Source organism: Bradyrhizobium sp. CCGE-LA001, from assembly GCF_000296215.2.
Classification (GTDB): Bacteria; Pseudomonadota; Alphaproteobacteria; order Rhizobiales; family Xanthobacteraceae; genus Bradyrhizobium.
Genome location: NZ_CP013949.1, coordinates 6,321,816 through 6,336,483, shown reverse-complemented (window position 1 = coordinate 6,336,483; position 14,668 = coordinate 6,321,816). Strand labels below are relative to the sequence as shown.

The 14,668-nt window shown below is 58.3% G+C and carries 9 protein-coding genes; 7 read left to right on the top strand and 2 right to left on the bottom strand.

Going from position 1 to position 14,668, the window contains the following annotated elements; genetic code table 11:
* Window positions 1–61: 61 nt before the first annotated feature.
* The gene (locus BCCGELA001_RS29315; protein WP_008558315.1) at window positions 62–460 is read right to left on the bottom strand and encodes a hypothetical protein; all 399 of its coding nucleotides are present in this window, start codon (window positions 458–460) and stop codon (window positions 62–64) included.
* 147 nt (window positions 461–607) lie between these two features.
* Here BCCGELA001_RS29315 and BCCGELA001_RS38025 point away from each other — a divergent pair, with 147 nt between their 5' ends.
* From BCCGELA001_RS38025 to BCCGELA001_RS29290, 5 genes are all read left to right on the top strand, one after another.
* Window positions 608–775, top strand: coding sequence for a hypothetical protein (locus BCCGELA001_RS38025; protein WP_158511647.1), 168 nt, complete (start codon window positions 608–610; stop codon window positions 773–775).
* A 912-nt stretch (window positions 776–1,687) separates the two neighbouring features.
* Window positions 1,688–3,094: an MATE family efflux transporter gene (locus BCCGELA001_RS29305; RefSeq protein WP_083543433.1), complete on the top strand. Its 1,407-nt coding sequence runs from the start codon at window positions 1,688–1,690 to the stop codon at window positions 3,092–3,094.
* Window positions 3,095–3,999: 905 nt separating this feature from the next.
* A complete protein-coding gene (locus tag BCCGELA001_RS29300) occupies window positions 4,000–5,502 on the top strand; it encodes an alkaline phosphatase family protein (RefSeq protein WP_060736905.1) in 1,503 nt (500 codons plus the stop codon).
* 1,475 nt (window positions 5,503–6,977) lie between these two features.
* Entirely contained in the window at window positions 6,978–8,366 is a 1,389-nt protein-coding gene (locus BCCGELA001_RS29295; protein WP_060736904.1) for a M16 family metallopeptidase, read from the top strand.
* Window positions 8,363–9,724 (top strand): M16 family metallopeptidase, encoded by a 1,362-nt coding sequence (locus BCCGELA001_RS29290; RefSeq protein ID WP_008558280.1) that lies wholly within the window; start codon window positions 8,363–8,365, stop codon window positions 9,722–9,724. Before BCCGELA001_RS29295 ends, BCCGELA001_RS29290 begins: the two co-directional genes overlap by 4 nt.
* Window positions 9,725–9,945: 221 nt before the next feature.
* On the opposite strand, the gene BCCGELA001_RS38020 is transcribed toward BCCGELA001_RS29290, so the two are convergent.
* A complete protein-coding gene (locus BCCGELA001_RS38020) occupies window positions 9,946–10,116 on the bottom strand; it encodes a hypothetical protein (RefSeq protein WP_158511646.1) in 171 nt (56 codons plus the stop codon).
* A gap of 1,034 nt (window positions 10,117–11,150) precedes the next feature.
* Here BCCGELA001_RS38020 and BCCGELA001_RS29285 point away from each other — a divergent pair.
* A complete protein-coding gene (locus tag BCCGELA001_RS29285; RefSeq protein ID WP_083543432.1) occupies window positions 11,151–12,866 on the top strand; it encodes an outer membrane protein in 1,716 nt (571 codons plus the stop codon).
* A gap of 885 nt (window positions 12,867–13,751) precedes the next feature.
* The gene (locus BCCGELA001_RS29280; protein WP_008558276.1) at window positions 13,752–14,477 is read left to right on the top strand and encodes an FkbM family methyltransferase; all 726 of its coding nucleotides are present in this window, start codon (window positions 13,752–13,754) and stop codon (window positions 14,475–14,477) included.
* Window positions 14,478–14,668 lie beyond the last annotated feature (191 nt).

Below are 14,668 nucleotides of genomic sequence, written 5' to 3'. Positions count from 1 at the left end.
CAATCCGCAGCATCTCTTAGTCGACGTAAAGCGTTCGAAAGAGGTAGAGATCGCGCAGCATTCAGTTGTCGAGGGTAGCGCCAAGTCGCGTCCAAAATCGTTTACGCCGAGACGCTTCCCGCGGGCTTGGTGGGTGCGGGGCAACGGGCAAGGCAAGTTGGTCTTGCCTCGGGCTGGTCTTGCCGCACAAATGGGGCTTCTCAGACTCGTCAAGAACCTCAAGCATCTCGAGGATCTTCCGTCCCTGCGGAGTGATCATCCAATATCCTTGCTGCCGCTCGATCAGCTTTTGTCCAAAGACATCGAGGTTGGGCTCGCGGCTTGCGATGCGCTTCATCCGCGCCGGCCACTCGGGCCCACTGGTGTAAAAGATCGCAAGGTGCTTTTTGATGAGTTCAAGACTGGCTTGGCCGCCCGGTTGCCCAGCAAGTATCTTCAGTATGGACAGCTGAAAGCTCATAGGCGCACCTAACGATTCAATAAAGCATGACAATGCCTGGCTACCGGAGCGTCGTAGCGCACAAATCGGTTTTCAAACGGAAACCTGCTGATACGGCAACCAACGGGCCAGGGTACCGCATTTCATATGCAGCTTTCGAGCTTTCATATGCATTCGAAGCTGAAAGTTCTGCTTGCCAGAGCCGAGCTGCGCATCGCCTGGCCAGACCGGTTGATCGGAATCTATGCGTTCTTAATACGTTCTCCCGCCTTCGGCGATCAGCCGCAAGCTGATGGACCATCACCCGACACGCGCGAGATCGTCATGCGGCGATGAAACACGCCGATCTAGCTGCAAGCGCCACGGATGCCACCCCGAAACAGAAGCTCGAAATAAACGGCAAGGCGCCGATTTCAAGGAAGGCGCCGCATAGAGCCGGACAGCGGCACCATCAATTTCAACCGTGCACTGGAGGCGCTGACGAGGTCGGGAGCACCGGTGTCTCGTGCCCTTCACCAGCTTGAGCCAGCACTCTGTGATTGACGACAAATCTAGTTCGCTCCAGACAACGACCGTCCCCTGGTTGCCTGCCCCTGGGCTGTGGCAAACGGGGCAGCGTGCGCAAAGCTCAAGGAGGGGGGAGCGACCATAGTCTATGGCTCGCTACGCGCGCGTCTCGACATCTGTGATCCGCTCGCGCAAAGCGCGAGCTTCAGAGCTCGTTACGAGAAATCCTGCCAGGTCCTCATACCCGATGAGGTCGCCACTCACCTTGTGGTCAGCATCGTACCCCCGCGCGCCAAGCGTGCGATGCCGATTGTCTTGTTTGAGACATCCTGTCGCGCATCAAGTCAGCTTGGATGAAAGCGGGGATCATCCGTAATCAAGCTGTCGCAGTTGGCACGGGCCTTGAAGGTGAGATCTCATCGATTGCTCAGGAACGCAGGGATAGCTTACGGGATGATGGGCTTGCAGTGCATGGCGTGGAATCAGGTCCAAGTTCGAGCCTCCAACCTTCGGCATCAACGAAGTCCCGCACATGAATCGCCTTCTTGATCGATCTCGCTCGATCCTGATGCGCACCATTGCGCGAAGGTGATCGGGGACTTTGAGGCATCCAAGCTGTCTTTGCCACTTGCGCACCGCATCAGGCCGGCAACGAACCAGGGTGTGGGCTGACTACGAAGTGTGGATGCCTTGGTGAAGAGGCGGTGCTTCGCTCGCCGAGGCAAGCGGTAGCGTGATCACATGGACAAAATAGCGGCGACAAAGCCGGTATCGAACTTGGGCCCAGAAGTGACGAGACGGGCGACGATGCATTGTTTCGCTGTCGAGCTCGGCGAAACCGCGAAAATCGCCTGGCCAATGGTGCTGACGCAGGTTGGGCAGATCGCGATGATAACGACTGACCTTGCCTTGATCGGTCGGATCAGCGCCGAGGCGCTTGCTGCGGCCGCCCTAGCAGGCCGGTTCTATCTCATCAGCTTGACCTTAGGCGCGGGGCTACTAAGTGCCATCGCACCCATGGCAGCGCGGGCGTTTGGAGCGAATAATCTAGCCGCAGTACGGGGTGCGCTGCGCATGGGATTATGGGCCGCCATGGTCCTGTCTTTCCCAATCATTGCTGTGGCGCTGCGAGCAGAGCAAATCCTTATTGCGTTAGGCCAAGCCCCAGATGTGGCGCGGCTCGCCCAGCAATACCTCTTCGGATTAGGATTCGGCGCGGCGCCGGCACTTTCATTTTTCGGCATCCGCAATTTCATGGGCGCGGTCAACCGGCCACAGCCTATCTTCTGGATCATGCTATCAGCGACCCCCCTGAATGCCTTGCTGGTCTATATGCTGGTCTACGGAAAGCTTGGACTGCCTCGGCTGGACCTATTGGGGGCAGGTCTTGCGACCACGCTGGTAAACTGCAGCATGTTTCTAGCCGGCTTGTGGTTCGCTGCACTGCGTCGTCCGTTCCGTGACTACCATGTGCTTGCGCATTTCTGGCGCTTCGATTGGCGCGTCATGCGAAAGCTCATCGCAATCGGAGTGCCGATATCAATGGCTTCATGGATCGAGTCGGGGCTATTTTGGGCCTCGTCCCTCCTGGCAGGCTTGATCAGCACCAGTGCATTGGCCGCCCATCAGATCGCTGTCCAGATCGCCGCAATTCTGTTCATGATTTATGTGGGCGTTGGCACTGCCGCAGCCGTGCGCGTTGGCTATGCGGCCGGCCGCAACGACATTGCAGGCGCCAAGCGGGCACATTTAGCAGCGATGCTGATCGGTGTTGCCATAGCAGCATCGCTAACGCTCGCGCTGATCGCCGCGCGTTTCGAGATCGTCAAGCTGTTTCTGGGCAGATCGGCCGGTGAGGCAACGACTGGCCTTGCTGCCGAGCTGCTCGTTGTCGCCGCAACACTGTTCATCACCGACGCTGTCCAGTGCATTGCCGCAGGCGGCCTGCGCGGACTGAAGGACACGCGGATGCCGCTTCTGTTTGCGATCATTGGTTGGTGGCTGATCGGCTTCTCCCTCAGCTATTGGCTCGGTCTGAAAGCTTGTCTTGGCGCAACTGGCATATGGATTGGCTTGTCGACGGGAACGACGATCTATGCGGTGCTTCTCGTCTTGCGGTTCCGCAGTATGACAAGGCGCGCTCACTGATTTGCGCATATTACAACTGCCAAACGGCGACCATACGCCAGGACATTTACCAGGCCAAATGCGAGCCGGTCGAAACTCAAGATTGACTGCAATCAAACATCGAACCTCGCAGCGCGGCCCTCAGTGTAAGAGAGGCACGATATCGCATTTCTCGATCATTCCGTTTTAAAAATAGATGACCCAAGTGGCGGGCTCGTTCGGGAGCGGGTAGGCCTCCTCAAGACTTCTTTCGCAACTCGCCAGCTTTCCAATTTGTCACCTCCGGCAGAATGGCTCAACCGAGCCCCTCCCTCGAAATCGATTGCTGTGACAAGTCATGCGGCTTAGCCAATTGCAAAACACGCTGCCGCGATGACGTTCGACCGAAGCATGTCGATTGGCCATTGGCTGGTCGGTTGTCTGCGATCTCCGCAGCCGCCGAATTCCTGCCAAGCACACGTGGTGTATCGCAATTGCCGGAATCAAGCCGCCAAGCGATCCGCGGCAGGCACGATTCCGCGCTCAACCGCATGGTCGACCAGATCAGGATCGGCTACTGCGCCGTGCAGGTTCGATTGGACAGAGCCTTTGCTCTGTTGTTTGCGAGGCAATGCTCACATTGGCTTGCTGGGTATCCTAGGCAACCTCGTCGCTCAGAAGCCGCTAGCGCAGCAGCCGCCGCCCAATCTCCCCCGGCCCAGTCTGCGGCTGAGGAGAGCTGGTGGCGCTCTCACGGCAGTCATCCGGGCACAGTGCCGGGCTGCACGCCGGCGAAGTTCTGGTCAGCATGGCTGGGAGCTTCATACCGGCATCATTCTTCCGCAAACGATCGGCGTCGGTCCCCGCGATAAAGGCGCTGGGCAGCGGCACCAAGCCCCGGCCGCCCCCCGGTGCGCTGGTGCCAGCTAGACGAAAGCCTTACCATCATGTCCAACCGACCGGACCGGCATCGGGTCCTCATCGTCCTATTTGATGGGCTTCGGCCCGATCTCGTCAAACCATCATTGACGCCGAATCTGGTCAGGCTTCAGCGCCGCGGTGCGGTGTTGGCCCGGCAGCGGACCGTCTATCCCAGCGAAACACGAATAGCGCTCACGAGCCTCATCACCGGCGCAACGCCCGATCGGCACGGCATCGTCGGCAATCAGTATCTAGACCGGCACCTTCCGGCACCGCGCCTGGTCGACACAAGTGACGCGGGTCTGATCGAGGACCTTGATGCCGCGAGCGGTGGTCATCTACTCGGTGTGCCGTCACTTGGCGAGATCCTCGCGGCTAACGGCAAGACGCTGTCAGTCCTGGCTTCAAACTCGCCGGGAGCAACGCGCCTGCTGAACCACAAGGCCCGAAAGCTCGGCCAGTTGACGCTCTCCGGCCACTTCCCTTGCATCGCGACCTCCGCCGAGATGCTCAGACAGGTGGAGACCCTGCTCGGGCCGACGCCTGCGCCGCCCCCCCAGGGCACCCCAGATCTTGCCTCTCAATCGTTTCTAAGTTCAGCGTTCCTCGAGGTCATCTGGCCTCAAATTAGGCCCGACGTCACAATTCTCTCGTTCGGCGAGCCTGATAATTCCTCGCACGTTTGTGGAACAGGCGCGCCAAAGACCCTGGAAGCGATCAGCTTTGTCGATCGGCAGTTTGGCCGCGTGCTCGATTGGTGGGAAGCTGAAGGCGTGTGCCAAGGCGTGCACCTAATTGCAGCCTCTGACCATGGGCACGTGACGGTCCATGAGCGGGCCGACCTCTTCGAAACACTTGGGACTGCGGGGCTGCGCTGCAGCACGGCACCGGCGACCGGGATCGATGCCATCGTCATACCTGGGCAAGTCGGAGCAATTTACCTCGCTGAGCCATCGCAGAGCGTTATCCGTCGAGCCGTCGGGGCAATGATCGAAAGACCCTGGTGCGGTCCGGTGTTCACAGCGGGCGGGGCGGTCGATGGCATTGCACCCGGCAGCTTCGCCCGGCAATTGGTGTTCGCCGACCATGCCCGATCGGCGGATATCCTGTTCTCGTTTCGGTCGGACGGCGGCCTCGATCCATTTGGTCTTATCGGGCGCAGTTGGAGTGCAGATGGGCCAGTCGGCTTCGGAGTGCACGGCGGGTTGCATGCCAAAGAGATGTCGTCTGTCGGCATTTTGGCAGGACCGCTCGTCAAAGACGGCTTCGTCTCAACAGTCCCCTCAAATATCTGCGATTTTGCGCCCACAGTGCTCGGTCTTCTGGGCATCTCACGCCCGGCAATGATGACGGGGCGCGCCCTCACTGAGGTCTTCATCCACCAGGGTGGAGACGTGCCTCGGCCGATTGGAAATGTGTATGAGACCAGCAGCGGCGCATACCGCCAGCACCTTCGTCGCGTGCAGGTCGGTGGAGCAGTCTACCTTGATTCTGCCGACGTGTTGGATCATCTCAACAACCGGGCATAAATGAGTGTCGACGCAAGCCTCATCAGAGGAGGTTGCATCGCAGTGCATCTTTCTTCTTGCTCGTAAGCGCATCGCTCGAGCGTGATTCGGCAGCCATGCGCAAGGATGGCGCGAAGTGTCGCCATGTCACAGCGCGCAAACGATTGAGGCGCGCCGACGGCTGACACCTTTAGGCAGTGGCGCACCTTCCAGATGTCAGACCACCTGATCATGTGGCGACGAGCGTTGATCAAAAAGATGCTTATCTGAAGGCGTTAGCCGCTTGGGACGGCAAGTAGCATGGTCGAGCGCGCTGGGTCTCTCGTACCTTCGGGACAAGAGGGCGTCTTGTGTCCCGCTGAAAGAACTATCGCGGAAATAAGATCTTACTCGGACGCTGCTGATCGATGAATCGATATTTCCAGTTTCAGATCCGCCGGAGTTTGCTGTTGGAGGCTGTGAAGAGGTGCGTCGGTTCCGCGTGCGATAGGCGTCGCCAGTGTCGGTGCTGACCCGGCCGCACCTATTGTCAATACTGTCTTCAAAAGGAACAGCCGCCGACAGCGCGGCTATCACGTTGGACTTCATGGTCGTGCTGCTTGTGTTGGCGAGCCAGATGCGAACAGCATTCACTTAATCAATCGACCGAAGCCGTGCAGCGTGCGTTTCGTGTCCGATCTTAGACACGCCGCCCGTTTGTAAACGCACGTTGCGAAGACAACATCGCAATCGAAAGCCGCTGCGGATGCGAATTGCGTCCGCCGGCTTAGATCCTGCAAACCACAAACGCTGCGGAAGCGGCGCCAATCAGTCGGCCATTCGGTCTTCGTTGCAAGGTAACGCGCGTTCTGTGTTCGTGAGGTGAAATGCGATCCAAACTTCTTCTTGCGACGCGACAGCAGCTGCGCTCGCTGCAGGCAGCGCCATCAATTCGGCGGATAGAGCCTCGGTGTAATGTTGATAGCAAGGAAAAATTGCTGTCGGCTTACAGCCATTTCTGCAGTCCATGTGCTCCGCATAATACCGCATGCCGCTGCGGCTGGTCGCGACTAAGCTCGCGCGCCTGATGGTAACTTCGATGAGCAGCACGCTTTTGTCGACGCGGCACGCACACGTCAATCGATTGAGGGTGTAGATGTCCGACGATGTTGGACATGCGACATCGCTGTCTGGGCTGCTCCCGCTGATTTGAAGGAGCTTCTTTGGCACGAATAATGCTCAAGGTATGCGCAAACACATCGGACCGACAACAGTATCGCGTAAGGAACCTTCGATTGAGTTGTCGGACAGCCAGAGTTCGATTGAGTTGTCGGACAGCCAGAGAAAGACATCGATCGCGACTCACTCCTTGTGCCAACGAATTTTTATGGAGCTCTCAAACGACCATGCCAAGCCAGCAGCTGACGAACATTATCAATGACGCCGGGGCTAAAGGCCCACCGACCTCTCGTACTTTCTTCCCGAACTTTCGGGTTCGAGCCTCTACAAGGATTGTGATGTCTTCATATCGATGGGCGGCTCGCCTTGTTGCCGCACTGCTCACGACTTGCGCGCTCTCCACTGGCGGCCTGTTCGCCCAAACCACGGCCTCATCGGCTCCGCCCACCAGCTTCATGCTGAGTAACGGACTTCAGGTGGTCGTGATCCCAGACCATCGCACACCGGTGGTGACGGAGATGATCTGGTACAAGGTAGGCTCCTCCGACGAGCCAGCCGGCAAGTCCGGACTCGCGCATTTCCTCGAACATCTCATGTTCAAGGGCACCGACAAACATCCACTGGACGAATTCATCCAGACGGTGGCTCGCGTCGGGGGCAATCAAAACGCTTTCACGGGTGAGGATTATACCGCCTACGTCCAGCGCGTCCCGCGCGAACAATTGCCGACAATGCTGGCGTTCGAGGCCGATCGTATGACTGGCTTGGTTCTTAACGACGAGAATGTGCTGCCTGAGCGCGAGGTGGTGCTCGAAGAGTACAACACGGGCGCGAACGATCCCAACGAGCGCCTGAGCGAACAGATCATGGCCGCGCTTTACCTCAATCACCCCTATGGTCGGCCGATAATCGGCTGGCACCATGAGCTCGAACAGCTCGATCGTAAGGATGCGCTGGCGCTTTACCGCCGCTTTTATGCACCGAATAATGCGATCCTGGTGATTGCCGGGGACGTCGAGGCCGCTGACATCCGCCCGCTGGTCGAACGCAATTTCGCCTCCATCCCGGCCCAGCCCGCGATCCCGGCGCGGCGCGTCCGTACGCAGGAGCCGGAAACGGCCGCGTCGCGCGCCGTCACGTTGTCCGATCCCCGCGTCGAGCAGCCAAGCGTCACGCGCGCTTATGTGGTCCCCTCGGCAACAACTGCGGATCCCGGCGAGAGCGCCGCGATCGAAGTGCTCGCGCAATTGATGGGCGGCGGCAGCAATTCCTATCTCTACCGCGCCCTCGTCGTCGACAAGCCGCTCGCAGTCTCCGCCAGCGCCCGCTATTCGCGCATCTCGCTCGACCCAACCCAGTTCGCGATCACGGCCTCGCCGAAACCCGGCGTCAGCTTCGCCGAAATCGAGCAGGTGATCGACAGCGTCATCGCTGACATAGCGCGGAACCAGATCCGGGCCGAAGATCTGGAACGGGTCAAGACCAAGCTGATCGCGGAGGCGATCTATGCCCAAGACAACCAGATGGTTCTCGCGTACCAATATGGAGAAGCGCTCAGCACGGGACTGTCCATCGAGGATATCCAAAGCCGACCGGACCGCATCCGTGCCGTCACTGCGGAACAAGTCCGCACCGTCGCGCAAAAATGGCTCGACAAGGCGCGCTCGGTCACCGGTTATCTGATCAAGGACACCACCACCCCCAAGCACGAGGAGAAGCGTTCGTGAGCTATTCTTTTCTTCGAGTTGCATTCTTCCTTGCCACCGGCGCCGCCCTTGCGCTCGCGACCATCTCGCCATCGCAGGCGGCGGCAAAGATCCAACGCGTCGTCTCGCCGGGCGGCATCGAGGCCTGGTTCGTCCAGGACGCCACAGTGCCGCTGATTGCAATGGAATATTCCTTTGCCGGCGGAGCGGCGCAGGACCCTGCTGACAAACCGGGTGTCGCCAATCTCGTAGGCAATCTGCTCGCCGAGGGCTCCGGCGATCTCGACTCCAAGACGTTCCATGAACGGCTCGACCGCCGCGCCATCAAACTCTCCTTCAGCGCGACCCCCGATACGTTCCGCGGCAGCCTCCGCATGCTGCGCGACAACAAGGACGAGGCCTTTGACCTGCTCAGGAGCGCGCTGACCTCGCCGAGTTTCGAAGCGGCCGATGTCGAACGGATCCGTTCGCAGGTCATCTCGGGCCTGCGCCATGAGTCCACCGACCCGAACGCGCTGGCGAACCGCAAATTCCTGCAGGTCGCCTTCGGCGATCATCCCTATGGCCGGCAGACGAACGGTACCCTCGACAGCGTACCGACCGTCAAGGTCACCGACATGAAGGACTATGTCGGCCGTGTGCTTGCCAAGGACACGCTGAAGATCGCGGTGGTCGGCGACATTGATCCGGCAACGCTGGGTAAACTGCTCGACCAAACCTTTGGCGCGCTACCAGCTAAAGCGGAGCTCAAGCCGGTCGCCGACGTCGAAGCGGCCGCGCCGCCGCGTTTGGCCTACGTTCCCCTTGACGTCCATCAGACGGCGATCAGCTTCGGCGGGCCCGGCGTGAAGCGCAGTGATCCGGACTTCATGGCTGCCTATATCGTCAACCACATTCTCGGTGGTGGTTTGTCTTCCCGGCTCTTCCGCGAAGTGCGCGAGAAGCGGGGGCTGGTCTATTCGGCATCCGAGTGGCTCTTATGGATGGAGCATTCGGCCGTGTACATCGGCAGTAGCGCCACGCGCGGCGATCGCGCCGGCGAGACCATCGATGCCATTGCGCGGGAGGTGTGCCACATCGCCGAGGAAGGTCCGACCCAGAAAGAGCTCGACGATGCCAAGTCCTATCTCAAGGGCTCGCAAATGCTCGGACTCGACACCTCGTCCAAGCTGGCCCGCGAGCTGCTGCAATATCAGATAGATAAGTTGCCCATCGACTATATTGCGAAACGCGACGCGATCATCGATGCGGTCACGCTGGAAGATGCCGGAAAGGCTGCGAGGCGCCTGTGGGGCCAAGGGCTTCTTACCGTCCTGGTCGGGCGCGCCCCGCAAGCCGCAGCGCAGCCCGCTACCCCGCCGGCACCAGAGTTGAAGTGACTACCTCGTCCCTTCATGGCCGGGCTCGTCCCGGCCATCGATCTCTTCATGAACTTGCACCGTGATGATCAGCAGCCGGTACTCTAAGCGCGCTCGTGCCAAGTGGCTGGTGTAGCTGACGATCCTGCTGGCTTGATCCAGTTGCCGCCACTCAGTGGAACTCTGCTTCCCGCGAGCCTAGCTCCCAAGACGTCCACAGATCGATATTTAGATCCTATAGCTTAGTCGGCACGGTCAAAAACTGCTGATGAACCAGGGTTGACGCCAGAGCTAAAGCCAGAAGACACAGGCGCTAAATCATAGAAAGTGTGTAGCACCGGCACGCCATGAGCACGACGCTCAAAAGCACATAATTCGGGATAGTTCTTCATCGCCGGCTCGGCGTTAGCCATTTCTTGTCTCTCCCGAACAGAGAAATAATCATAAGACGTTGCAGCCAGCTCCGCCGAGAAATGGCCTGACTTGCGAAAGCGCGCTATTGATGCGCAACCGCAGGCAGAATGAAGACCTATCATCAGGGTAGCAAGGAAAGTATAACAAGGAAGACATGAGAGGACTCGATGCCTTGCGTCACCCCCGCGCAGACGGCCCGGTCGCTGAGCTGGAGACCTTCCTGGACTCGACCTCGATCAGTAGCGTAGTTCGAAGCCGAATAGTTCGTCATCCAGCTTTACTGCGAGGTCTCCCTCGGTTGTTCCTGGCAGTCTTCTGCTAAGCCGCTTCCAGCTCGACATGACCGGCGAGGATGGGAAGTGTGGTCCTTTGTCGGAGGGTTCTCGACCTGAACCGACTTGGCTTTCGGCACTGGAAGGGAAGTGAGAACGGTCCGGTGAAGCCGTTGCTGGCAGGAGGTGAAGCTGCCGATCGTCGCTGTTGCGGCGGTAAAGAACGAGGCGGAGCTCGAAGGGACGACGCCCTTCGCTTGCCGATCAAGTACGAGAAGGGTTTGAGAAGAAACCGCCGAAGAACACAAAGAGACTAGATTACCGCTCGTCGCCGATCGACAATTCCACAAAGGCTCGCAAAAAAGGAGGCCCGAACCAGGAGCGTAGTCGGCTGCCTCGCCGAACGCGTCTGCGTCGTCCTTACCGTCTGCGAGCTTATCGCCCGCGCTAATGAGGCCTCATCGGCCCAAGCCGTACGACAGCCGAGGAGCGTGGAGCAAGAGAAGGACTCTTGCGAGAGATTATTCAAGCAATCAATCGGTCCGAGCCGGCATGCAGCGTGCGTCGCGTGTCGGACTTTAGACGAGCGGCCAGTTTCAAACGCACCAATCTTGTAGGGAAGACAACATCGCCATTGAAAGCCGCTGTGCGTCCGCTGGTCCGAATCCTGCACACCACAAGCGCCGTGGAAGCGAGCCAACAACGCCAGCCATTGAGTTGGCGTTGCAAGTTTGGCGCGCGTTTTGTCTACGTGAGGAAGAATGCGACCCCAACTTCTTTTTTGTGGCGTCACAACAGCTGCGCTCGTTGCAGGCGGTGCCGTCAATTCGACCGATCTTAAGCGGGCGGTAAATGTCCCCACCGCCGTCTGGAGATGGACCGGAGGATATATCGGTGGGCACGTCGGCGGGGGTTACGGGCAAACATCATTCAGCGATCCCTATGGCAAGTCGCTCTATGGAGACGTTGTCCAAACCCCCGTGTTTCTGGCGGGAGGTCAGATCGGTTACAACTGGCAGAACGAACGATGGGTATTCGGCGTTGAACTGGATGCTAGTCGCGCTGCCTCAGACGGTACAAACACCTGTCTTGCAGCCTCCAGCTCTGTCATCAGCGCAAACTGCAGCGCCGGTCCAAGCGTGTTTGCTACCGGAACGGGTCGCCTCGGGTATGCGTTCGGCCCGCATGGCCAAACACTTGTTTATCTCAAGGGAGGCTTGGCGTGGCAGAACAATAGCGGCGTTGTCGCCAACAACAACGAATTCGCTGAGGACAGCACTTACCGATCTGGCCGGGCGCCACAGAATTCCACCCGTTTCGCCTATGGTCGTGTCGGTGGCACAATCGGCGTAGGCGTCGAGCAAGCACTTACGAACGCATGGTCCCTGAGCCTAGAGTACGACTATCTGAAGTTCAACGGACCAAGTGTTGCGACTCCTCCGACCCTGCAATATCCGCCGTTCGCAACCGTCCCCGCCAACACGACCGGCCTGTCCAGCAGCTATCACATCGGAAAGCTTGGACTGAACTACCATTTTGACGCACTCCCACAGGCGCCAGAGCCAGATACGCCGCTATACGCAAAGAAGCCGACCGTCAGCGCCTCGCCCAGTGGCCTTGCTGGCGGGTGGTCGCTGGAAGGCGGCACACGGCTGTGGTTGAGCCGGGGGAGGTTTCAATGGGATGTCGGGAGTACTGATCTAATATCAAGGCTCACTTATCATGGGCTTGATGGGATTTCCGGTGAGTTGTTCGAGCGGCTGGACAGCCCTTGGGGAATCTTCCTGAAGGGAAATATCGGATTCGGGCGCTTCAACGACGGAAAAATCAACAATGAAGATTGGGGCGTGGACCCGCTCGCTTATCAAAACCACCTATCAGGCCAGGGCAACGGAAGGTTCACGTATTATACCGCCGATGCCGGTTACGATGTCCTGCGCGGCAGCACCTACAAGGCTGGCGGGTTCATGGGCTGGAGCTACTACGGCCAGAAGTCTGACTCGATCGGATGTGTGCAGACGGTCTCCTCCAAGGCACCTTGCCTCGCTCCGGGCGATAGAAGGATTATCGGCAGCCAAGACACTGACTGGAATGCGCTGCGCGTCGGCATCAGCGCCGAGACCACATTGCTAGACCGCTGGCGCATAAATGCCGACATCGCTTACTTGCCATGGACGGATTTTCGCGGGCGCGACAACCATCTGCTGCGCCATTCAACGACCTTCGACGATCAACGCGGGAGTGGTGGCGGCGGTGGTGTGCAGCTCGAGGCAGCCCTATCCTACTCTATCACCAAGAACGTCAGCGTTGGCATCGGTGGCCGGTATTGGGCGATGTGGACTCCAAACCAAAGGAAGCTGCTCCAGACCACGGCCGAGGCGGAGAACTCCTATCCTGTAACCTATGGGCCTTCTTCTTCGAACTATCGCATGGAACGATGGGGCACATTTTTCCAGGCCTCCTACAAATTTGACTGAACTGCTTGCTCCTCGTTCCAAGCTTCAAGCGCTCGACGTTATCTGGTCCAACGTCGAGCGTGCGAAGATCTGGTAATTGCTTTGGCTCCCTGCAGCGGCATCCTGGGTCTCCCTATTCCGTTCGCCATGGTATCTGCGCGGGCAATTTACGTTGCGTCATTTGTTTGGCTGTCTAGTACAAGCCGTGCTCGGCTATTTCCGTCGGCGTTGATGTAGACCGCGCGAGAAACAGACGTCCCGCTTGCCGCCGACGGCCGTGATGCGACTGGGCTAGGCTTCCGTGTTCTTCCGATACATGACGCAAACACCGATCTAAAATCCAAACGCGTGTCCGATTCCTTGAAGCGCCTTCGAAGTCGGATGCGCCATACCAAGTGCCGTCGCGGCGACCTGACGCTTCGTAAGCTAGAATAACTCCAGAGCTCAGTTTGCGAGGCCCAGAGCATGCCGCATCTCGCTGGCGGCTGAAGAAGCCGCAACTCGCTCGCCCGCGCTTCCCCGAGATCGACATGCGAACGCAAGGTACGAGTACCCGACATCCAGACAAGCCAGTGTCAAGTGTTAGCTGCGCTTGTAGGTTGACTTTAACGGCATGTCAGTCTTTGAAGCACCAGTCGCGAGTTCTTTAATGTGACGTCGTCATTGCGCATGAAATCGTCCTCCTAAAATTTATCAGATCGTGGAGTTGGGTTGATGGCGTGAATGTCACGAGCTCTACAAAGTGTAGTAGCCATTCGATGAGACATTTCTGTCTCACAAGCATTTAAGCAGGCGAGAATCAAAGCTACACGTGGCACACCGATTGCCTAAGGATCTGTGAGCCGTCTTGGGCAAACCGGTCCTGGCGGCCTTGCCCAAGACCCGCTTTGGAGAGTGAGCCCGCCCATGTTGTCCGATTTTGAAAATCAATCCATAAACCGAGAGGTCGATAGGCTGAACCTTCCGAACTCTCGGATCAAGCACTTCGCTCCCGTCAGCTACGCACAAGGCGGAGAAGACGTGATTGTTGAAGGGATCATGGCTGCAAGGCTCTGCAAAAGCCAGAGAACCTGGGACAGTGTGTTCTATGTCGAGATCGGCGCTAATCACCCCATTTCTACCTCGAGTACGTATCTTATGTACCAAAGAGGCGCGCGAGGTGTTTTGGTCGAACCCAATCCTGAATTGGCTGCACTGATCAGGACAGCGCGACCGAAAGACATTCTCGTGCCATCAGTTGTCTTGCCGTCGCCGAGGCCGTCTGCGACGCTTATCATTGGAAACGCGCATGAGCTTTCCTCAGTGGATGAAGCGCATATTGCGAGTTTCGGGGATTTCGACGGCTTGGGAGGCATCCGAGAACAGATCGAGGTAAGCGCTCTTGGAATCAATGAGCTCTTGAATGCCTATGCCAACAGAATTGATTTCTTGTCGATCGATTGTGAAGGACTGGATCACGATCTCGTCAAGGCCATTGACTACGAGCGCATCAGGCCGAGCATTATTCAGTGCGAGCCGAGTGAGCATTTTTTGAAGGGTAACAGAGGTCGAATTATCAATCTGATGGAATGCAGATCATATCGGCTTGCTGCAATGACTGATATCAACGTTATCTTCGAGCGAGTGACGTAGAGCGGCCGCGCGATTCAAGCGGATGTCATCAACATCTTTGAAAGTTCCATCTGCAGCGCAGATCATCGCGAATGTACCGCGGGAAAATACGCAGCAGAGTTGAGCCAAACTGTGCGGGCGTGGCGCATGCGCACCTAATGTTTCCGATCTTGACCGCCTCGCCAACGCCCCGATGCGACAAATCGATCATC

Bases quoted from the DNA above. Each gene is read 5' to 3' on its own strand.
- BCCGELA001_RS38020 (WP_158511646.1), bottom strand. From the start codon at position 10,116: ATGGCTAACGCCGAGCCGGCGATGAAGAACTATCCCGAATTATGTGCT.
- BCCGELA001_RS29315 (WP_008558315.1), bottom strand. From the start codon at position 460: ATGAGCTTTCAGCTGTCCATACTGAAGATACTTGCTGGGCAACCGGGC.
- BCCGELA001_RS29280 (WP_008558276.1), top strand. From the start codon at position 13,752: ATGTTGTCCGATTTTGAAAATCAATCCATAAACCGAGAGGTCGATAGG.
- BCCGELA001_RS29305 (WP_083543433.1), top strand. From the start codon at position 1,688: ATGGACAAAATAGCGGCGACAAAGCCGGTATCGAACTTGGGCCCAGAA.
- BCCGELA001_RS38025 (WP_158511647.1), top strand. From the start codon at position 608: ATGCATTCGAAGCTGAAAGTTCTGCTTGCCAGAGCCGAGCTGCGCATC.
- BCCGELA001_RS29300 (WP_060736905.1), top strand. From the start codon at position 4,000: ATGTCCAACCGACCGGACCGGCATCGGGTCCTCATCGTCCTATTTGAT.
- BCCGELA001_RS29295 (WP_060736904.1), top strand. From the start codon at position 6,978: ATGTCTTCATATCGATGGGCGGCTCGCCTTGTTGCCGCACTGCTCACG.
- BCCGELA001_RS29285 (WP_083543432.1), top strand. From the start codon at position 11,151: ATGCGACCCCAACTTCTTTTTTGTGGCGTCACAACAGCTGCGCTCGTT.